Below are 20785 nucleotides of genomic sequence, written 5' to 3' on the forward strand. Positions count from 1 at the left end.
CCCAGAAAAAAGTCTCAAATCTATATACAGAGAGATTTTGAAATCGTTCTGCTTGGTTTATTGATATATCTAGGTTTGAGCCATTTTGGAGCTAATGGTGTATTTCCCTTACCCTGCATGGGTTTGAGGCTTGTTTCTCTCTCAAAATGTTTAAGTTCCGTTAATCATCTATCTAAATCATTTTAATTCATGCAAAAAATCGTATCCGACCCAAAAATCATGATGGGCAAACCTGTCATTTCAGGAACTCGTATTACAGTTGAATTAATTCTCGAAAAACTTGCTGCGGGTGAAACACCTCAGCAGATACTCGAAGCGCATCCGCGACTTAGGGATGAAGGAATTAAAGCAGCTTTGGCATTTGCGGCTCAAGCTTTGCGGTATGATGTCATTTATCCAACGATTGAGAAAGCTTCTTGAAGTTTTTAGGGGACGAAAATTTAGATTGGCAAATCGTTGAACGTCTGCGGCTTGATGGTCACGAAGTTTTGTATGTTGTGGAAATGGAACCAGGAATTCCTGACGATGAAGTTTTGAACTTGGCTAATAATGAAGGTGCAATTTTATTGACATCAGATAAAGATTTTGGTGAGTTAGTTTTCCGTTTGCGTAGAATTGCAGCAGGTGTGGTGTTAATTCGGTTATTCGGTTTATCCCCAAATGATAAGGCAGAAATTATTACCAATGCCATTAATCAACATGCAGATGAATTATTAGGAGCTTTTACTGTTATTTCGTCTAAAAATATTCGCATTCGTAAAATAACGTGAATTTTAGATGCGATCGCAGATGCAATGAAGAGTGTGAGCCGTTAAAATGTGATCGCGCCTTGTGTTCTGGTAGATGATAGCGTATTAGATTATTGAACGAGTTCAATTTAATGGCTATTCAGGTTTAGCTGTACATCTTGGTAGCATTGAGTAAAGTACCCGTCAGCAAGAGAGCGAGGGCGATGTATGCAACCGTCACACAACCACTGACTTTTGCAGAGTTTCTTGCCTGGGACGATGGTTCAGGCAGAGACTTTGAGCTATTGGATGGGATTCCCGTGCCATTATCAGAACCAAATGCAAATCATGAGGATTTGATCGAGCGACTGTGTGCCTACTTAGAAAATCACTGCCAAGAAAATGACCTGCCTTACGTGTCGCGCCAGTCGAAGCAGGTTCGGCTCAAAACAGCATCAGGAGAAAAGGAAAAAAGCCGGAAAGCAGATATTGTCATATTTGCAAGAGTTGAATGGCAGAGAATGAAAACTAGCTCTAGTTCTGCTGCTGCATATATTCCACCACCCGGAATCATTGAGGTCGTTAGCAACAACTGGAAGGACGACTATCTGACAAAACTTGCTGAATATGAGGACTTGGGCGTTTTCGAGTACATCATTGTAGACTATGCTGCTTTTGGTGGCATTCGGTTCATTGGTTCTCCCAAGCAGCCAACCATTACAATCTACCAACTTGAAGATGGAGAGTATTTACCCCCAAAGGTGTTTCGAGGGCAGGATCGAATTGATTCTAGATTGTTTCCGAACATTCCCTTAACGGCTGAACAGATTTTTGCAATGAGTCGCTGATTAGCAACGAAGAAATTTATTCTAGTCGTCTTCTTGCCACTAGTTTAATGCGCGATCGCTCTTAGGATTGGAGGAGCGATCGCTTAGAGATGCTTTTGTCAGCAGTGTGTTCTATTGGTTTTAGAACTCCGGTAGAAGGTGCGACCCACTTGCATTTTGATGCTACATCTTTATGTTCTGTTAAAGTTTTTGCTAATCTGGTAAACCTTTTATGGACACATGGTGAAGATTTAAAACGATTGGTAGAAACTAACTCCAATTGCAGACGCTTGGGAATTTGGTTATCTCGTGCTACTAAATACTCCCAAAGGAGAGATAGTAATAGTTTTTCATTAGCTAAATTTTTGGCTAGCAAATCAAGCTTTGCAACTAGATAAATCAACTTACCTTGTTCGGTCGTTCTCAATTTTCAAACTAAAAACTGTTCGGATTTTTCATAACTATGATGCGTTTAATCAAAATTCTAGCACTTATCCTACTCGGTTTACTCTCAACCACAATTTTCAACTTCAGCAATGCCGTAATTGCTGCATCTAAAGTTTCTCAAGACAACAGGCTGACTTTTGTGGCTACTAAGGAAATCTCGAAGTATCAAAGTAATATTTATACCATTAAAACTAACGGTTCAGACCGCCGCCAGCTTACCAAAAATCTGAATGTTTATCCTACAATAGTTTGGTTAAACAATGGTAAAAGGCTAGCTTTTATTAATGATGGAATTGATGTTTACACAATGAATGTAGATGGTTCCAAACTAACTAAAATATTCTCTGGGTTTGGCTGCAAAGCTTCTAACATTGAAATTCAGTGGTTATTAAATGGCCAAAAACTTGCGATTAAAGAATCTTGTGATGGTAGTACTCTTGACGATCCAGGTAGCGTATCTGTTTATTTAAGTGATACAACTGGTACGCAAGGAACTAAACTGATTCAAAGATGGGAGATAGGAGGTATTCCGCCAAAAACAGAAATCTCATCTTCTTTATATCTGTCACCTAATGGACAACAGGTAGTATTCTTCAAAGATAAAAGTATCTGGCAAATGAATACAGATGGCTCTAATTTGACAGAGTTAACTAACACCCCCGGAGATGATTATCCTACCCAAGTGATTTGGTCACCTGATGGAACCCAGATTGCAATCTCATCAGGAAAAGACAATAATCAACCGATTTATCTACTCAATGTCAAGAACAAAACACTGACCAATCTATCCGACGAACCTCAAAAAACAACTTATTCTGGGATCATATCATGGTCACATGATGGAACTCAGCTTGCTTACTATCATGACCAAGGTAGAGATTACTCTGGTAAAAAATTAGATATTTTTGTACTTGATGTCAACCACAAAACTGCCAAAAAATTGACTTCTAAACCAGGTGAATATAGTGAATTACAGTGGTCGCCGAATAGTAAGCTGATCGCTTTTGCAAGCGGAGATTATTCTCAGAAAAAGCTTTATACGATTAGTATTGAGCGACTCAAGCTTACTCAGTTAGCTTCGCAATTACTACCATCTGAAGTTAACAGTTTTAATTGGTCGTTAGATGGTAAAAAAATTGCTTTCATTAAGACAGAAAAAACGAAGAAAAAACCAGATGGTCGAAGTATTTTGTATGTGAGCAATCCGGACGGTTCAAAATTGACTAAATTATCCAAATCTGATGATTCGTATATTTACGGTCAGACTTGGCAACCTTAGTTTACTATATCAATCCTATTTGATTGCGTGAAAATCAGTGAGCTAAAGTTTCACCAACTATCCTACATTCAAGGGTTTAATACTTTTATGTCTACACGCAAAATATTTTCAGTCGGGGTTTAAATCTGTGTTAATTCGGTTATTCGGTTTATCTCCAAATGATAGAGCAGAAATTGTTGCCAATGCCATTAATCAACATGCGGATGAATTATTAGGAGCTTTTACTGTTATTTCATCTAAAATTATTCGCATTCCTAAAACGACTTGATGCAGAAGAATTAAAAGAGGCGTTTTCCAGCGACCACGGTAAAAATAAAATCCCTATTACCTTCTATTACTCAAGGTCTTAGGGATTTCTTTGCTTACGGGACTGGTGCGGCTCGAACGCACGACCTGACGCTTAGGAGGCGTCCGCTCTATCCAACTGAGCTACAACCCCAACTATGAAGCATATATAATTATAGCAGTAGTTTTAGCGAGACTGCCAACAATCATCCCAAGAGCCGCCGCCTACTTCTAAACCACAAAGAAAACTTTCTGCTTTCAAGATTATTTTAGATTTTCTCCCATTTAGTTCTCGTAACTCTAAATTTAACTTTCCTTGCATGGTGTCTCGGCAACAGTATCTTAAACCATCTGCTGTCGGCGCACGCAGAGGTGTACCAGGTAAATCTGTGGTTCCTGTCAATTCAATTTCATAATTAGAGTTGGTAGCTTTCATTTGCCACCTACCCCAAGGCTGAATTTCCCAATGTACTTGTGAATTCCAGGGAACAAATTCATAAAACTTGCCTTGATAGTGCAACCCAATCATCGCTACAGATTCCATCCACCACAGCACACCGCGCCGTCCACCGCCAGCAGTTAATGCTAAGTCGGGTTCACCCTCAAAGCAATTACAATTTATCCAAAACCATTTTTGAGGAAAAGCACCACCCCAATTTTTCTCGCCGTAGGCTGGCGCGTTGGTGAATTCGTAAATTTTACCATTCCAGTCAATTTTTCCACTGGCTAAACCGTGAGCCATCAAAATTTGCCATCCAGGTTCAAAAATCTGCAAAAATGACACCCAGCCTGCGGTTGATTGCTGAATGCTATTTTTATTACCCCAACCGTATACAGGTTGAATTTCATACTCCCAACGGCAATAATTATTGGTGGCGCGATCGCAAATTATTCCCTGATTCAAGGTGGCTGTAGCTTGATAACCCTCTTGAACATGATGCTCAAACTCTGCTGGGAGCAAGTATAGAGGAGAAATTTGCAAATCTGTTTTACCCCAATGACCTAAACCCAGCACATCTCGACTACCCCAAAATTTATTCACATCAGGAAAAGTACGCCATAAATACTCATCATCCGGGCCGAGGATTTGGGCTGCACCGCCACTGTGGGGTTTCCCGCCGATGGGGTCTTCTATTGAGTACATAAAGGCGAATGTTTGCCCAATTTCCGGCAACGTGACGCGGTAATACCAGCCTTCAAAAAAGCGGCGACTACTACCATCCCAGTGATAACCAGAATGGGGCGTTTGTGTTGATTGGAGGAGATTTAGAGGAATAGTTAACATATATCTATATAGTTATAGTTGCCGATTTTTTCAGTATGCGCGATGACCTCGATCTCAATCATGCTTATGAAATTCTTGGGTTGGAACCGGGTGCATCACAAGCACAAGTAAAGCGAGCTTACCGTCAACTGGTGAAAATTTGGCATCCCGATCGCTTTCTCGAACAAAAGCAAAAACAGGAAGCTGAGGAAAAAATCAAATCAATCAACTCAGCTTACAACAAGCTCAAATCTGAAAGTCCATCTGAGCCTCCTATTCCTGAAAATCCATCTTCATCTTCGCCTAAAAATCCCCCAAAAATATCTGTGAATCGTTGGGATGCTGAAACTTTCTATAGTTTAGGGGTAGAAAATGCTACACAAGGAAGGTATGAGGATGCGATCGCAGATTTTTCCCACGCAATTCGTCTCAATCCTCACTATGTTGAGGCGTATAAATATCGTGGGCTAGTTTGCTCTCAACTGGGATACGAATATAGAGCCGCTTCCGATTTAAATAAAGCTGCACAAATAGAAGAAGAGTTAACAAATCCAGGCGCTGCACGTAAATCGCGATCGCCTAGATATGATGTATCAAAACCTAGACCTCTGCTAGAAAGATTTTGTCAGAGGATTAAAAAAATATTGCGGCTCAATCGGCGTTGGAGATGAGAAGTTGCGTAGAATACATATCATTCGTAGGGGCACAGCATTGCTCATTGGTATCAACTTATAAAAGCCATGTCCCGCAAGGAACTGAAGTTCCTTGCTAATAGCGAAAGTCATCTGAAGATGACTAAAATATAGCCAAAAATCTTTAGTCTACTTGAGTAGACTTTAGCTATTAGCCTTGAACTTTAGTTCGAGGCGGGTGAGGTCGTCAACAGTTAAGCTAATTCTTCTCTTTAGTTGACACCAATGAGCAATGCGCTTTACCCCTAGTGCGTCTTGCTTTAGACGGCGACAGCATATCTTGAGTTAGATAATACTTATGCTTGGGAATACTAAGTATAGTTGGATTTGCTGCTGATTTTCTAGTATGAGCGATCGCTTTGATATAAATCATGTTTACAATATCCTTGGGTTAAAACCAGGTGCATCTGTCGAAGAAGTCAAGCAAGCTTATCGCCAGATGGCTAAGACTTGGCATCCAGATTCTTTTCTTGAACCGCAGCAAAAGCAAGAAGCTGAAGAAAAAATCAAAGAAATTAATCAAGCTTATGCAAGGTTAAAGTCTTATCAGCCAAATGAGACAAATCAATCTGCTTCCAGTTCTATCAAAATTGATTTAACTCCATCCAATGCTGAAAGTTTCTATAAACTGGGCATGGAGAAAGCTCAAAAAGGAAAATATACTGAAGCAATTGAAGATTTTAGCCAAGCAATTCGTCTTAACCCTAACTACTTTGAAGCATATAAATATCGAGGGCTTGCTTGCTCGAAACTAGGATATGAAAATAGAGCCAAGTCAGATTTGAAAAATGCTAGAGAACTGGAACTGAAACAGAAAAAGGCAGCACCCAAACCTACACCGCCATCGCCAAAGCCAGCAACGCCCCCACCTGAATCACAGTCTCAACCTTCACCGTGGAAATGTGTACACACCCTGACTCATCAAAACTGGGTTTCTACAACTGTCATCAGTCCAGATGGGCAAACTTTGGCTAGTGGAAGTAGTGACAACACTATCAAGATTTGGCATCTTGACACAGGTAAATTACTACACACTCTCACTAGTCATACAAAATGGGTAAGATGCCTAGCTTTTAGCCCAGATAGCCAAACTCTGGTTAGTGGTAGTGATGACGGTAGCATCATGATTTGGCAAGTATCTACAGGTAAATTACTCAAGACTCTCAAAGTACATTCAACCCCAGTTTTTTCTGTAACCATTAGTCCAGATGGTCAGACTGTCCTGAGTGGCGGTGCAGACACTACTATAAAGGTTTCCCATATAGAGATGGGACAATTACTGCAAGTCCTCAAAGCTCATTCCGACTTGGTTTTTTCCCTTTCCATTTGTCCAAACCAGCAGATTTTAATCAGTGGTAGTGCAGACAATACCATTAAGCTGTGGAATTTGAAGAGTAGAAAACTGCTGCAAACTCTCAACGGGCATTCAGGTTGCGTGACTTGTGTAGTTATTAGCCCTGATGGGCAAATTTTAGCTAGTGGCAGTTATGACCAGACTATCAAGTTATGGAATATCAATACAGGTAAGCTAATTAACACTCTTGCCGGACATCGCAACTATGTTTGTGCGATCGCTTTTAGTGTCGATGGTCAGCATATTGTTAGTGGTAGTGCAGATCGTAGTGTGAAGTCGTGGCACGTTAGCAGTGGACAAGAACTTTATACTCTCGGCAACCATTCGGATTGGGTTAACTCTATCGTTTTCAGTCCTGATGGCAAAACCCTAGCTAGTGGTAGCCGAGACATGACAATCAAACTTTGGCGCTGCGATGTTTAACAACAAACCAAAAGACGCTTCAGACGGCGACACCATACCTTGAGTTTGATAATGCTTATGCTTGGGAATACTAGGTAAGGTTAGATTTGCTGCTGATTTCCTAGTATTTTTAAATATGCAAGATTTAATATCTGTACGCACTCTCAAAGGGCATTCAAATAAGGTAATGTCTGTTGTCTTCAGTCCTGATGGGCAGACTTTAGCTAGTGGTAGTGATGACAAAACCATAAAAATTTGGCATTTAACTAACCAGGAACCACGCACCTTCAAGGGACATGGAGAATCTTCTTGGTCTGGAGGGGTAAATTCTGTTGCTTTCAGCCCTAATGGCAAGATTCTAGCCAGTGCTAGTGATGACAAAACTATTAAATTATGGGAAGTCCTAACAGGGAATGAAATCTGTACCTTCACAGGACATCAAGAAAAGGTTTACTCTGTTGCCTTTAGCACGGATGGAAAAACTTTAGCCAGTGGCAGTAAAGACAAGACGATCCAACTTTGGTCAATAGAGACAGGAAAGAAACTACACACACTTAAAGGGCATTCAGATGACGTTTTATGCGTCGCTTTCAGCCCAGATGGAAAAACTTTAGCCAGTGGTGGCGCTGATAATGACAAAACCATCAAGCTATGGCATCTGGATAAACAGAAAGTTCTTACCCTTACGGGGCATTCCGATTGGTTTGGAGGGGTAAATTCTGTTGCTTTCAACCCAAATGGCAAGATGTTAGCCAGTGGTAGTAAAGACAAAACGATCAAGCTATGGGACTTGGAAAACGGTCAAGAAATCCACACCTTATTTGGGCATTCCGATCATATTTGTTCTGTCGCTTTTAGCCCCAATGGCAAAATTATAGCTAGCGGTAGTAAAGACAAAACGATCAAGCTATGGCAAGTGGATACAGGCAATGAACTCTGTACTTTTCCAGCAGATGGAGATGTAGTTTATTCCGTTGCCTTTAGCCCAGATGGTAAGACAATGGCTAGTGGCGGTGGGGATAAAACTATTACCATATTCCCCATCGGTAAGGCTGTCATTCTTTTATAAATTACTTATAAGCATAATCTATTGAAGTTGATTAAAAATTTAGATAACTGAAGGAAAGTACTATGTTTTTCATCAACGCATCACCTGACAGTTTAATAACATCCATCTTTGGGTTACTCTTTCTTTTGATTAAGTATTAACTTTCTAAAGATTAAATCTTAACTCTCTGGAGATAGAGCCACTTGTCGATCTCAGAGGTTATTCTGATGATTACCAACAGTTGGGTAGCAAATAAAACTCAATATTTATCAGCAACATACATTTTTCAACTCATTAAAACCTCTTGTTCTTACAAAGCTTTAATTCGTCAGTATCTTATCGAGGAGTGAAATCAATAGCTATGTCTATTCCTAACGAACGCGAAATCAAAAACAGTGAAGTTAAGCAAGAATCTTACACTGATATTAATGGTAATACTCACACTGACTTAACGCGAACCACTGAAACAGTCAAGAACAACACAGCTAATCCTAACTCTTACACTAACGGTTACGTACAAGGTCGAAATAGTGAGCGTAACTACCAGCAAGCTGATTTAGCCGAGCGTGATAATAACAATGCTAGTCGTGGTTTGCTGTTGGGTATTATTGTTACTTCCATACTCGGTTTGATTGTAGGTGGGGTCTGGTACTCCAACCAACGCAATGATGCAGCCGTTGAGAATACTGTGCCGGTCGCGGTTCCTGTACCAAGTAGTAGTCCAACTCCTAGTGCTTCTCCTCAAACAAAAACGACGATAATCGAAAGAACTAGGGAAGTACCTGTTCCTGTTGCTGTTCCTGTTCCTGTTCCACAACAGCAGGTTACACCTCCATCTGCACCTCGCCAACCGGATATTAACATTACTATTCCACCCCAGCAGCCTGCGGCAGAAAAAGCGCCTTCTGTAATCCAGCCAACTCCTAAGGCAACACAAAATCCGACGACGAGTCCAAGTAGTAATACTCCGACTTCACAGAACGAGGGAGGTACTTCTAGTACTACCGTCACTCCAGGTACAAAAAGTGATACCTCTAAAACCACTCCACCTCAAGGAGTAGACCAGTCAAATAGTAAATCTAATAGCGGTTCTTCTACCGCAGATGATACTACTACTGGCGGTTCCGCTCAATAATAGCTTCTGAACTTTCAGCCCACTTGATAGTGCTGGCATTAACGCCAACATCTAACAAGTGGGACAATTTTTAAGCAATATTTCTGAATTGTTGCGATAAATTAATGGTATTCAAGTTTAGTAAACGCCTCTTGTCGCTGAAAAAACCCAGTGCTAGATTAAGAGCAAGGTACAAACAGGTTAAAAGTTAACAAAAACTTTCAAGTTAGAGCCTGTGCCTCCTGCTCTAATGTCTCGCGATCGCTCTGAAGTTGTGACATCCATTGAATGTGTTTTTGCCTTGAGTTCAATGAGTTGTTTTGGAGGTTTTAAGACGCACAGCCAGAAAATGCCTGCCTAGTTGGAATATTAAGGATGTGCAATTCTGAGTAAAGCGATCGCGAATACTGTCCACCTTAGTTGAGTTACTTACTTCTGAATTTTCCAATCTTCAAGGAACCGCCGCAAGCTGCTGATATTTATCCATCGTAGCTTCAGGCGGTTTCTGCTTTGAGTATTATGCATTTAAATTGCACACTCATCAGTAAGGGCTGTCATTTGTCCTTTGTCATTTATTTAGACTAATAACCAATGACCAATGACCAATGACCAATGACTAATCACTAATTAAGGTAATTACAGTCACTTCTGGCGGACAAAATAAACGTCCTGGTTTATAAGTTCCCAAACCACGATTGACATATAGTTGATTTTCTTTCACCTTGTGAAACCCTTGCGCCCACTCCCAATATCGCACTACTTTAGAACAGTCTCCCAGGAAAAATGTTACCCAACGCCGTAATTTTTTGGGAATTTGTTTGAGTAGTTTTTTATAATGAAGTACTACAGGGCCAATACCCGGAATTACGATGTGACCGCCGTGGGTATGACCCGATAGTTGCAAATCTACGCGCCATTGTTGCAATATTTTGGCTGTATCTGGGTTATGGGATAAAACGATTCGGGGTGTAGCGGAGTCTAGTTGATTCATGACTGGTGCGGGATGAAATTCCCGCGACCAATAATCAGCTAGTCCTACGAATGGTAATTCTTTCCCTAATGGATAGGCGATTTCATTCCAAAGCACATGCACCCCAATGCTAGTTAACGCCTGTGTAACTTCTGCTTGTGAGTGGCTGTAATAGATATCGTGATTACCAAGTACGGCGTAGATACCACAGCGACTTTGTAGATGTTTGAGTCGATGCACCAATTGGTGAATCGGCGTCGGATCGTCAGTTACGTAATCACCAGTTAATAGAATTAAATCTGGTTCAGCTTCGTTAGTAAGTGCGATCGCTTTTTCTAACATCTTTTCCGATAGACGCAAACCATCGTAGTGAAAATCTGACAACTGCACTAGCGTTGTACCTTGTAAAGATGCTGGAAGTTCCGCAATCTTAACCGTGATTTTATCTACTCTTAAATGTCCTGTAAACAACCAATGCATAACGCAACCGATACTCCTCATACCAGCGCTTACAGCTTACCAAAAATCAAAATGTAACTTGAAAAACTGCAATAATTCATGTCACATACTCCAGATACAATTAACTCATTGATTTATTTGAAATCGCTGAATTTAGTTCTGGAGTTTTTTCCTGTCTCCTGCCTCCTACCTTCTCATTCACCTTGTAGGGTGATTATAGTAACTTCTGGGCGGCAAAATAAACGTCCTGGGAGGTAAGTTCCCAAACCACGGTTGACATACAGCTGATTTTTTCCTAGCCGATGTAAACCCTGTGCCCATTCCCAATGGCTGACGACAGAAACATTTACTGCTAAAAATGGGACTAGACGCCGCACTTTTTTGGGTATTTTTTCTACAAGCTTTTCGTACAACAACGTCGCAGGGCCAATTCCCGGAATGACGATTTGACCACCGTGAGTATGACCCGATAATTGTAAATCGACTCGCCAGGATTGTAATATCTCGGCAGTATCTGGGTTGTGGGATAAAACGATGCAGGGTGTGTCGGGGTTTAGCTGGTTCATAACTGGTGCGGGGTCGAATTCCCGCGACCAACTATCCGCTAGTCCAACAAGTGGCAATTCTTTTCCTAGTGGATAGGCAATTTCGTTCCAAAGGACGTGAATTCCAATGCTACTAAGGGCATCTGTAACTTCTGCTTTTGCGTGTTTGTAATATATATCGTGATTGCCAAGAACAGCATAGATACCACTGCGACTTTGCAGATGTTTGAGTCGAAGTACCAGTTGCTGAATCGGCGTCGGATCGTCAGTTACGTAGTCACCAGTTAATAGAATTAAATCTGGTTTAGCTTCATTAGTAACTGCGATCGCTTTTTCTAACATCTCTTCCGAGAGTCGCAAACCATCGTAGTGAAAATCTGACAACTGCACCAGCTTCTTACCTTGTAACGATGCGGGCAAGCCTGCAATGTTAACCGTCAATTTCTCTATACTCAACGGCCCAGATAACAACCAATGCATAAGACGTTCAATAAAGCTCAATCATAGCGCTTACAGCTTAACTAAACATCGTCAGATTGTATGTAGCGACCAGTGCAACTTATTGAAAATTTTATAAAATCTGTAGATTTTAGCGTATTTATACTTATTTAAATCAGACGTAAGTTTGCAGTTAATTTATCTCAGAGTATGGTGCTTTTCTCAGTCAAACAGGGAAATAGTGATTCATGTTGCGTATATAAATCAACTATACGGTTAGGGTTTATTTTGGTAAAGTATACTTACTGTATTGCATACTACCAGATTGAACCAAAAGACCTAAAGCTGTTTATGTCATCATCATTAGAGCCACAATTCATCCAGGATTTTACCCACTTTGAGCAGCACGTAGCAAAACTAATCCATAAAGCAGATTGGACAGTTGAAACTGCAAAAACTAATCAACCGGGCTACGATCTGGTGGTCAAAAAAGGAAACCTAGTTGGTGTTGTTCAGGTTAAATGGCTAAAAGGTAATGTCACAGCACCGCAGCTTTTAAAGTTTGCTGACTTTTTAGATTCTGACGAAGGCAAAAAATTTAATTTTGGTTGGTTCATAACTACAAAAGGATTTGGCGGCCCAGCATTAGCATTAATCAGAACTTGGGGTAAAGATACTAAAGTTCGCTGTGGGATTGCCCATGAAAATAAGCTGGTTGGGATTGATGGCAGTTCTGAGATTGGTGACGGATATAATCAAAATTCTAACGAAGAAACTACGCCAAAAAAAGTTTACTTTGGAATTTTTACCTGTAAAGGCGGAGTGGGAAAAACAACGGTAGCAGGGCATTTAGCAGGAGCATTAGCACTGCAAGGGTTTAATGTGGCACTTGTGGACTTAGACCCGGAACAAAATCTGCAAAAATTAGTAGGTGATGGTGTTTTTGTTCCCAATCCTAAAGGTGTAGGTACAACTATTCAAGTATTTGATGGAAATGATTGGGATGAAGATGCAGCGCGTGACTGTCAAATAGTAATTTGCGATTGCTCGCCAGCACTAGAACGTAATCCCGAAGTTATAATTAAGCGATTAGATTATTGTATTATCCCAACAACCTTCAATCCACTGGGAATAAGCAAGCACGGTAAAGTTATTCAATCAACCGTTCAAGAGATACGCGAAATCAATAATGAAGCTCATTTATTTGTGCTAGTTAACAATTTTAAAGATCCTGGGATTAAGCGTTTAAGGCTTTTAAAAGAAGTCTATTCTAATGCTTATAAGGAAATTAGCCAAAGAGATAATAAATTTCATTGTATAGATCCAGAAGAAGTTTGTATTCGGTCTAGCGACCTACTTTACTACTGGGGTATACATATACTCGAAAACCCAGAAAATCCTGCCAGTAGATTGGCGTTTGATCTGGTTGGCGGAAGATGCCACCCGCGTGAAGATTTTATCAATTTAGCAGATTACATTGAAAGAAAAGCTGGTATAGGAATTCTTAGAGCTAATTAAGACAGACCCTACTATTAATGGATATTTTTATACTTGACAGTAAAGTAAAGACGCGATGAATCGCGTCTCTACAAATGGTCTATTTGTCGCATTTTTTTTCAAATTGGTAGTAATACCAATTATTATTTTATTTATCGCTAATTAAAAAATAGCGCCAACCTAATCATAGGCTAGCGCTATTTTTTTGATTTAATTCACAGTTAAAAATACTTAAATGAATTCCCTAAATTTTTCTAGCTCATTGTCCGCAATCGCGTTATTATACAGCACTGCGGTTGCTTATTAAATTCCACAAGAAAACCGCAATAATTGCACCAAGAACTGCTAGTGCAATACCAGGAATGCTAAGGGTAGGAGCTGCTAGAGTTAAGGTTCCCGTACTGAAGAATACACCTAAACTACCGCCAACAAAAGCACCGATGATTCCTAGTAAGATTGTTCCCAGAATGCCGCCGCCTTGATGACCGGGGTAGATGGCTTTAGCGATCGCACCAGCAATTAGACCTAAAACAATCCAAGCAAGAATATTCATTGTTCTTAATTCGGTAAACATTTTTGACTCACAAATATATATTAACTAACTTGAGTTCTGGCTTCATCTCCCATCAGAATTAGTTATTAGTATCCATGAGGAATAGTTTAATTACTGCTAGGTTTTTTGATGCATAACCCAATTGAGGTAGATAATCAATTAAAAAAAAGCTCCTAGCAGGTCTTGAACTAGGGGCTTATTAAACTATTGCTTGGTAATTGCAGTATATGCGTTTTTAATTACGTCTCTCCTCTACTAGAAGAATTAAGCTAAGTTTTCAGAGACTGTCTCTAAAGTAATGTAAACGAAGCAAAATCAGGCGATTGAGATGATAAGCTCTGACGCTCGAACGCAATAGCGTGTAGCAGATAACACCCGTTAACGTTTCTCTAGCAGACGCGCAAGGAACGCTATGGATGACACAACTTCATGGCTATCTTTTAATTTTTAATTACTTATCCCATCATCACTGCTAATGACTTGATGGCTGATAAATCAATACAGTTGAGTTAAGTATTTTCTCCTTGTCTTCCTTCTGTTCCTTTGCGTTCTTCTCTGCGAGACGCTGCGCGATTGCGGTAGCCTGCGGCAAGCCGCTTCTCTACAAGACGCGCAAGGGACGAGTCTACGTTAAAAAAAATTTACTTTGACAAAGAGTTAAGCCTAACTGAACCGTATTGGCTGATAAATGGGAACAGTCTGCGGTAAGACCAATGCATACTTAAGAGAATCAGACTTACCAAAGTCAGCAGCATAACGCCCAGAATCGTTACATATGACTTGGTGCGCCACCAAAATCCATTTAGTTGTAATGCACTTAGCCGCACAAGCTTCCACAGCCTGCCTATATCCACGCTTTCAGAATCGTGAACGCTCATTTGTAAGGATGCTGCTGTGTTTTGTCGTGCAATTGTCATTTTAATTACTCCTTTAGACCCGAATGCTGGGCATTTAATGTTAAACTACTATAACCCGATAGATTTACTGTTATTTATATGAATATCTCATAGCTTGATAGAAGAAGCAAGGTTTAAGGGCATTGGACATTAGGTACTGGGTATTAGTATTGAAAATTAGGTATTAGGAAAACTATTCTCTAGTCCCCAGTCCCCAATCCGCAGTCAAAATGCCCAATCAAATTTGGTTATCACAGTTGCAAAAACACCGAGCGATCGCAGTCATCCGCGCCCCTCAAATGGAAGTGGGACAGCAAATGGCAATGGCTGTAGCATCTGGGGAAATGCAGTTAATTGAGATTACCTGGAATAGCGATCGCGCTGGGGAATTAATCAGTCAACTACGCTCACAATTACCAGCCTGTATTATTGGGACTGGTACGCTATTCAATGTGCAACAGCTACAAGATGCGATCGCATCTGGGGCGCAATTCCTCTTCACACCCCATTTTGACCCCGCAATGATTCAAGCAGCACAAGAAAAAGATGTGCCGATCATCCCAGGAGCGCTGACTCCTACAGAAATTGTTACCGCTTGGAGCCAGGGCGCTAGTTGTGTAAAAGTGTTTCCCGTGCAAGCAGTGGGAGGGGCTGATTATATCAAAAGTTTGCAAGGGCCACTAGGTCAGATTCCCTTAATTCCTACTGGCGGCGTGACTCTCGAAAATGCCAAAGAATTTTTGCAAGCGGGAGCGATCGCTGTCGGTTTGAGCGGTGAATTATTTCCCAAAAAGCTTGTCATAGAGGGAAATTGGCAGGCGATCGCAACTCAGGCAAGAAAGCTGATGAAAGAGTTAGCTTAACTTAGAATCAAATCATCAAAATTCACGTCTATTAAAGTAATAGATAGGGAAATAAAGGTGAAAACTGATAAGTTTCTCAAGACCCCATGATTTGAGTGTGAGTGTATCTAAAATGAAAAGACTGATTTATCCTGACTGGGTGCGTCACTTACAAATAGTGCTTGCCGGTACAGCACTGTCCTTAGGTGTTTTTACTACTACTGAAACGAGTGAAGTTTGGGCTAATTCCAAAAGTCAAGTGATTGCACAAACAATCCAAACATTACAACAATCGGATAAGCGCTGGATTCAAATTAATCTTTCAAAACAACGATTAATAGCTTGGCAAGGTGACAAAGTTGTTTATGGAAGTGCTATTTCCTCTGGCAAAAAATCCACTCCTACTCTTGTTGGTACTTTTAAGATTCAATCCAAGTTCAAAACTACGCGGATGCAGGGAGAAAACTACAATGTTCCCAACGTTCCTTATGCAATGTTTTACCAAGGTAATTACGCTATTCACGGAGCTTATTGGCATAAAAAGTTTGGTACTCCAGTGAGCCACGGCTGTGTGAATATCGCACCTAAACATGCTAAATGGCTATTTGAGTGGGCATCGGTAGGAACACCAATAGTTATCCAGAAATAGTAGGTGAGGCAGCCAAAAGGCAATTTAGGTAAAATCATAAATAACAACAAATCAAGACAATTAAGTGATTCCCAGCAATATTTTATGCTGGGAATCTTCGGAGTCGGAATTACTGAAATTGAAATAAAATATAGAAGAGGGCATTCAAGAATTTGCCGAGAAAATAAGCGTAAATCCTGACAATTCCTGCGTGAAATTACAAATGCAAATATAAATTCGGTAAAACTTTGCATTTAGGCATTTAAATGACGGATTTTTTGTAAAGGTTGCCCTTTGTAACTAGTCATTAGGAATGTGGATTAAACAAAAACTAATGTTTTGTAGGGTGCCTTATGCCCTTGGCTAACGCATCATGGCAATATTTTTGGTGCGTTATAGAAGCCGTAACACACCCTACAAATAAATCCGTGTTCCTTGGTAAATAACAAAGGACAAATGTGCAAATTGGACGCGGATTAGCTTAGGAATTGTCTTGATAAGTATTAACGGATGAATTGCGTAAATCCTCCAGAGGAAGCGAGTAGTCGATCTGGAAATTTGTAGTGTTGCAAAAAATTACTTCACTTCATGATTTTTGCGTAGTTTAGAAGATGAGCAATAATGCAAACTTGGATTCGCAGTGGTGGGATTCGTTCCTCAAGAACTTTTTGTACAGGTGTGGCGCTGATGGTAGTGACCTTATTATCTTGGTCATCACCGTTAACAGGTACACCCAACTCGACTACAGCAACAGCTACGCCAGTCAATGATAATAATATCAGGCAATCCCAACCTCGCTGGATTGAAATTGACCTGTCAGAGCAACGCTTACGTGGATGGGAAGGTAATAAACTTGTTTATTCATACCGAATTTCTGGAGGTAAGCGATCGACCCCCACACCCATAGGTAGATTTCGGATTAATTCTAAGTATCGTACTAATCGGATGCGAGGCAGAGGCTACAATATTCCTGATGTTCCTTACACAATGTATTTCTACAGAGGCTATGCCATTCACGGTGCTTACTGGCATAACCGTTTTGGCACTCCAGTCAGCCACGGTTGCGTAAATTTACCTGTTAAGCAAGCTGGCAATCTTTACAGATGGGCTTCAACGGGAACTTTAGTTGTGGTGCATAAATGATGGTGAATTGATTCTTGCTGCAATTTTTACCTTGAGGTGTAGACAGGTGCGTTACACTTCGTCAGCGCACCTGTTCATATCTACTGCTAGACTAAAAACACATTTTTGAGGGATTTAGGAGCTATGAGCGCCACAACCACTCAACCTCTCACCCTGAAGGAATTTCTGAAGCTCCCAGAAACAAAGCCTGCAAGGGAATATATTAACGCAGAGATTACTCAAAAGCCAATGCCGAAAGGGAGACACAGGCGCTTACAAGGTAAACTTTGTGCTGTTGTTAATGAAGTCACCGAGAATCAGAAGATTGCCTATGCGTTTCCCGAATTACGGTGTACTTTTGGCTTTGCTGAATCATGGGATGATTTCACCCAATTTGTCATGAATTTTCAATGGTTTCAACCGCCAATTCATCCCGCATTTATGCAACGCCCGCCTTTTCACCTGCGGTTAAATCCTGCGCGAAATATTCGCCGATTCCTACGGTCGAAATCGTTAGAAAACTGCTTGAATCTGCCGCAACCGCGCTGAACCATTCGGGCTGTGGGTAATCCGCAAATAAATCGTTGACGGACTGATTTTCCGATGGCGCGAACGCTGAAACGTAAACAAGCGCGGCAACTTTTTCGTGATTTCCGGCTTCGGTTATCACCATGCCGCCCCATGAATGTCCGACCAAAACAACAGGCTCATTGATTGATTCGAGCACGCGATTGACGGCAGCGACATCATTGGCGAGCGAATCGGTTGGATTCTGCACTGCAACAACATTCAATCCTTTCGCCTGCAAAAGTGGAATCACTTTGCTCCAGCTCGTCCCGTCGGCAAACGCACCGTGAACGAGAACAATCGTTTTCTGGGTTTTTTCTCCAACCACAATGTTTTGCTCCTATTTTCAGATTAAGTTTGCTTGGAAATAATTTATGATTTCAGCTTTGCCAGATGTCTTCGCATTTTTGCGCCAGCATGAACAAACAAATCTTTGACTTACAGTAGATGCGCCAGACCGATGAACATTCTGAAATCGTGAATTATTCCTTGATACCGAACTTAATAACTGCCCGCTCGGTAACTTAACTTGACAATGCCTTTACGACTTAATGAATTCTAGGAGGTCGGCATTGATTTGATCCGCGTTCGTCGTCGGCATACCGTGTGGGAAACCTTCGTAGGTTTTCAATACTGCGCCTTTCACCAACTTGGCGCTTAACGGGCCAGAGTTGGCATAGGGGACGATCTGGTCATCATCGCCATGCATTACCAAGGTTGGCACCGAGATTTTCTTTAGATCCTCTGTAAAGTCGGTTTGGGAGAAAGCCACGACGCCATCATAGTGTGCTTTAGCTCCACCCATCATGCCCTGGCGCCACCAATTTTGAATCACCCCTTGAGATGCTTTCGCGCCCGGTCGATTGTAACCGTAAAAGGGCCCAGCAGGCACATCCCAATAAAATTGCGCCCGGTTGGTAGCCACTTGGGCTTGGAAGTCGTCGAATACTTCTTTCGGTAGACCGCCGGGATTGTCGGGGGTCTTCACCATCAGGGGTGGCACTGCACTAATGAGGACGGCCTTGGCGACACGACTTTCGCCGTGGCGTGCGATGTAATGTGCGACCTCCCCGCCGCCGGTCGAGTGACCGACATGGATAGCATCCTTTAAATCAAGATGCGTGGTGAGCGCAGCGAGGTCATCGGCGTAATGATCCATATCGTGTCCATCACTGGTTTGGCTCGATCGTCCGTGACCTCGCCGATCGTGGGCAATGACGCGATAGCCATGATTCAAGAAGAACATCATCTGACTGTCCCAGTCGTCAGCCGACAGAGGCCAGCCGTGCGAAAAAACGATGGGCTGTCCTCTGCCCCAGTCCTTGTAGTAAATCTCTGTCCCGTCATTGACTTTGATCGTACTCATATATTTTTCTCCAGTATGTTGCTTACACAGTGGTGAATGGTTCTATTGGTAGGCAAAATTGTGAAAATGCCGATCGCATGATGTCCTAAAGGAGCTGCTGTCAGAACACTTTCAGTCAAGGGATTTCGCGGGAACTCGGCGAAAGAAGGATTGCAGTCCTCATGCGTCTACGCGCACCCGATCTGCCCATAGAGTTATGTCAAAATAGCCGGACTCACTGAAGTTAAGTAGCACCGGCCGGGCATCGTGCAGGAGGGTGAAGACCCGTAGCTGAAAAAGTGAATTATCTTAACAAGATGATACACAACACTTTCATCATTTCACTTTTTTAAACTGTTTAAACAATGATAAGTTTTATTAATAGTTTAAGTAATATATAGCACATAAGTGTATTTAGAAAATTATTGGCGATCGCCCTTTGGGAAAAAGTTTGCGATCTACTGACTGTTGATAATGAAGTACCTGATAATTTTGAACTTCTACCAGACTGGACGATTGAGATTCTCTTGCCAGAACAAAAACCCAACAAAGTAATTGGGAATTGGGAACATCCTTTATTGTCTGAACTATGGCAGCCATCTGGGATGGTTTCTTGACCCTGATGACCTGAGTATTTTGATATTTCTACCAGAGCAACAGCCAGTGCTACTCCAGACAGAAGATTTTTTGCCTGTATTACCAGAAATTCAACTTGCACTAACCGTCAATCAAGTTTTTGGATGGTTAAAAATGGGCGGTTAGAAATAACTCGGCTGAAATGATAAAGTGCGACGCCAAATAGCCCATCGTAGACATCGCTCTCTGGCAAAAAACAAATTATAGATATAAATCATGTCTATAATAGACATGATTATGAATAAAATAGCTAGGAGAATGAACTGGAGAATTGCAGAAGCGAAACAGAGGTTCTCCGAACTAATTCATGCTGTAACTAAAGAACCGCAACTCATCTACAACAGAAATGAACTGGTGGCTGTTGTTGTTGAAGCTGAAATGTTTGAGGAATTCTTGACGTGGCCCAAGCAACGCGAAAAGTTTTCTTTAGCTAATGCCTTCAAAGAACTACGTCAGATAGCTGCTGAAGAAGATTATATTCTCGAAGTACCCTCCCGCCAAGACCGTCTTAACCCTTTCGCTGATGCCATCGATGACTTTTCTTTGTGACACTAGCATTACATTGTCAGCGAATTAGTAAGACTACAACCTAACTCTGGTGTAGTGAAATGGGTAGAAAAAGTTTCCTCAATAGTTCTGAGTGCGTAGGCGTAGCCCGTCGTAGACATCGCAGTTGAAGAAATATTTTTTGGTCTGACATCTAAGCCCAACCCTAGAATTCAAATATGGTTTGAGAGCTTTTTGGAAAATAACAGGACTTACGCAACTGGCACAAAATGTGGGCGGAGCTTCGCTCCATCATGCAGTAATTAAAATCAGACCAAACACATATGAATGTCTGGGCGTT

Annotated in this window: 21 protein-coding genes, 1 tRNA gene and 3 pseudogenes; 16 read left to right on the forward strand and 9 right to left on the reverse strand. The window is 41.3% G+C overall.

The genetic code is table 11. The annotated features are described in order from the left end of the window. The first annotated feature begins 189 nt into the window (after positions 1–189). From V7L01_RS18810 to V7L01_RS18820, 3 genes are all read left to right on the forward strand, one after another. Positions 190–420 carry a DUF433 domain-containing protein gene (locus V7L01_RS18810; protein ID WP_335037255.1) on the forward strand — a complete coding sequence of 77 codons (231 nt, stop codon included), beginning with the start codon at positions 190–192 and terminating at the stop codon, positions 418–420. Beyond that, complete coding sequence (locus tag V7L01_RS18815; RefSeq protein ID WP_335037257.1) at positions 417–770, forward strand: DUF5615 family PIN-like protein; 354 nt, start codon at positions 417–419, stop codon at positions 768–770. The genes V7L01_RS18810 and V7L01_RS18815 overlap by 4 nt, the downstream gene beginning before the upstream one ends. 182 nt (positions 771–952) lie before the next feature. Then, positions 953–1576, forward strand: coding sequence for a Uma2 family endonuclease (locus tag V7L01_RS18820; RefSeq protein ID WP_335037259.1), 624 nt, complete (start codon positions 953–955; stop codon positions 1574–1576). A 61-nt stretch (positions 1577–1637) separates the two neighbouring features. Here the strand turns inward: V7L01_RS18820 and V7L01_RS18825 are convergent, their stop codons facing one another. Then, positions 1638–1982: a hypothetical protein gene (locus tag V7L01_RS18825; protein WP_335037260.1), complete on the reverse strand. Its 345-nt coding sequence runs from the start codon at positions 1980–1982 to the stop codon at positions 1638–1640. A 36-nt stretch (positions 1983–2018) separates the two neighbouring features. Here V7L01_RS18825 and V7L01_RS18830 point away from each other — a divergent pair, with 36 nt between their 5' ends. Beyond that, positions 2019–3281 carry a hypothetical protein gene (locus tag V7L01_RS18830; protein WP_335037262.1) on the forward strand — a complete coding sequence of 421 codons (1263 nt, stop codon included), beginning with the start codon at positions 2019–2021 and terminating at the stop codon, positions 3279–3281. A gap of 127 nt (positions 3282–3408) precedes the next feature. Next, the gene (locus V7L01_RS18835; protein ID WP_335037264.1) at positions 3409–3549 is read left to right on the forward strand and encodes a hypothetical protein; all 141 of its coding nucleotides are present in this window, start codon (positions 3409–3411) and stop codon (positions 3547–3549) included. A 97-nt stretch (positions 3550–3646) separates the two neighbouring features. Here the strand turns inward: V7L01_RS18835 and V7L01_RS18840 are convergent. Together V7L01_RS18840 and V7L01_RS18845 are read right to left on the reverse strand one after the other, a co-directional pair. Then, positions 3647–3720 (reverse strand) — tRNA-Arg (locus V7L01_RS18840). Positions 3721–3753: 33 nt separating this feature from the next. Continuing rightward, the gene (locus V7L01_RS18845; protein WP_335037266.1) at positions 3754–4851 is read right to left on the reverse strand and encodes a tocopherol cyclase family protein; all 1098 of its coding nucleotides are present in this window, start codon (positions 4849–4851) and stop codon (positions 3754–3756) included. A 35-nt stretch (positions 4852–4886) separates the two neighbouring features. Here V7L01_RS18845 and V7L01_RS18850 point away from each other — a divergent pair, with 35 nt between their 5' ends. The 4 genes and pseudogenes from V7L01_RS18850 (at position 4887) to V7L01_RS18865 (ending at position 9461) form a co-directional block, all read left to right on the forward strand. Beyond that, positions 4887–5501 carry a J domain-containing protein gene (locus V7L01_RS18850; protein WP_335037268.1) on the forward strand — a complete coding sequence of 205 codons (615 nt, stop codon included), beginning with the start codon at positions 4887–4889 and terminating at the stop codon, positions 5499–5501. Positions 5502–5868: 367 nt separating this feature from the next. Then, a complete protein-coding gene (locus V7L01_RS18855; protein ID WP_335037270.1) occupies positions 5869–7299 on the forward strand; it encodes a DnaJ domain-containing protein in 1431 nt (476 codons plus the stop codon). A gap of 130 nt (positions 7300–7429) precedes the next feature. Further along, positions 7430–8347: pseudogene (locus V7L01_RS18860) on the forward strand (WD40 repeat domain-containing protein); the annotation flags it as partial. A 340-nt stretch (positions 8348–8687) separates the two neighbouring features. Next, positions 8688–9461, forward strand: coding sequence for a hypothetical protein (locus V7L01_RS18865; RefSeq protein WP_335037274.1), 774 nt, complete (start codon positions 8688–8690; stop codon positions 9459–9461). A 595-nt stretch (positions 9462–10056) separates the two neighbouring features. Here V7L01_RS18865 and V7L01_RS18870 read toward each other — a convergent pair. After that, positions 10057–10890, reverse strand: coding sequence for a metallophosphoesterase (locus V7L01_RS18870; protein ID WP_335037276.1), 834 nt, complete (start codon positions 10888–10890; stop codon positions 10057–10059). A 173-nt stretch (positions 10891–11063) separates the two neighbouring features. Beyond that, on the reverse strand, positions 11064–11894 hold the full coding sequence (locus V7L01_RS18875; RefSeq protein WP_335037277.1) for a metallophosphoesterase: 831 nt from the start codon (positions 11892–11894) through the stop codon (positions 11064–11066). A 309-nt stretch (positions 11895–12203) separates the two neighbouring features. On the opposite strand from V7L01_RS18875, the gene V7L01_RS18880 reads away from it, so the two are divergent. After that, complete coding sequence (locus V7L01_RS18880; protein ID WP_335037279.1) at positions 12204–13370, forward strand: AAA family ATPase; 1167 nt, start codon at positions 12204–12206, stop codon at positions 13368–13370. 259 nt (positions 13371–13629) lie between these two features. Here V7L01_RS18880 and V7L01_RS18885 read toward each other — a convergent pair whose 3' ends face one another. Continuing rightward, on the reverse strand, positions 13630–13902 hold the full coding sequence (locus V7L01_RS18885) for a GlsB/YeaQ/YmgE family stress response membrane protein (RefSeq protein ID WP_335037295.1): 273 nt from the start codon (positions 13900–13902) through the stop codon (positions 13630–13632). Positions 13903–14543: 641 nt separating this feature from the next. Further along, entirely contained in the window at positions 14544–14819 is a 276-nt protein-coding gene (locus tag V7L01_RS18890; protein ID WP_335037281.1) for a hypothetical protein, read from the reverse strand. 209 nt (positions 14820–15028) lie between these two features. Between V7L01_RS18890 and V7L01_RS18895 the strand changes: the two genes are divergently transcribed. The 4 genes and pseudogenes from V7L01_RS18895 to V7L01_RS18910 form a co-directional block, all read left to right on the forward strand. Beyond that, entirely contained in the window at positions 15029–15661 is a 633-nt protein-coding gene (locus tag V7L01_RS18895) for a bifunctional 4-hydroxy-2-oxoglutarate aldolase/2-dehydro-3-deoxy-phosphogluconate aldolase (protein ID WP_335037283.1), read from the forward strand. A gap of 112 nt (positions 15662–15773) precedes the next feature. Further along, positions 15774–16289 carry a L,D-transpeptidase gene (locus V7L01_RS18900; RefSeq protein WP_335037285.1) on the forward strand — a complete coding sequence of 172 codons (516 nt, stop codon included), beginning with the start codon at positions 15774–15776 and terminating at the stop codon, positions 16287–16289. A 600-nt stretch (positions 16290–16889) separates the two neighbouring features. Next, positions 16890–17411 carry a L,D-transpeptidase gene (locus V7L01_RS18905; RefSeq protein ID WP_335037287.1) on the forward strand — a complete coding sequence of 174 codons (522 nt, stop codon included), beginning with the start codon at positions 16890–16892 and terminating at the stop codon, positions 17409–17411. Between the two features lie 123 nt (positions 17412–17534). After that, positions 17535–17753, forward strand: a pseudogene (locus V7L01_RS18910) (Uma2 family endonuclease); the annotation flags it as partial. Positions 17754–17829: 76 nt separating this feature from the next. On the opposite strand, the gene V7L01_RS18915 reads toward V7L01_RS18910, so the two are convergent. Further along, entirely contained in the window at positions 17830–18285 is a 456-nt protein-coding gene (locus V7L01_RS18915) for an alpha/beta fold hydrolase (protein WP_335037289.1), read from the reverse strand. A gap of 213 nt (positions 18286–18498) precedes the next feature. Beyond that, a complete protein-coding gene (locus V7L01_RS18920; protein WP_335037291.1) occupies positions 18499–19323 on the reverse strand; it encodes an alpha/beta fold hydrolase in 825 nt (274 codons plus the stop codon). 440 nt (positions 19324–19763) lie between these two features. Here V7L01_RS18920 and V7L01_RS18925 point away from each other — a divergent pair. Both V7L01_RS18925 and V7L01_RS18930 read left to right on the forward strand, forming a co-directional pair. Next, positions 19764–20064: pseudogene (locus tag V7L01_RS18925) on the forward strand (Uma2 family endonuclease); the annotation flags it as partial. A 132-nt stretch (positions 20065–20196) separates the two neighbouring features. Next, on the forward strand, positions 20197–20487 hold the full coding sequence (locus V7L01_RS18930) for a type II toxin-antitoxin system prevent-host-death family antitoxin (RefSeq protein ID WP_335037293.1): 291 nt from the start codon (positions 20197–20199) through the stop codon (positions 20485–20487). Positions 20488–20785: the final 298 nt, after the last annotated feature.

Origin of the sequence: Nostoc sp. (assembly GCF_036917095.1) — a bacterium.
Lineage (GTDB): Bacteria > Cyanobacteriota > Cyanobacteriia > Cyanobacteriales > Nostocaceae > Nostoc.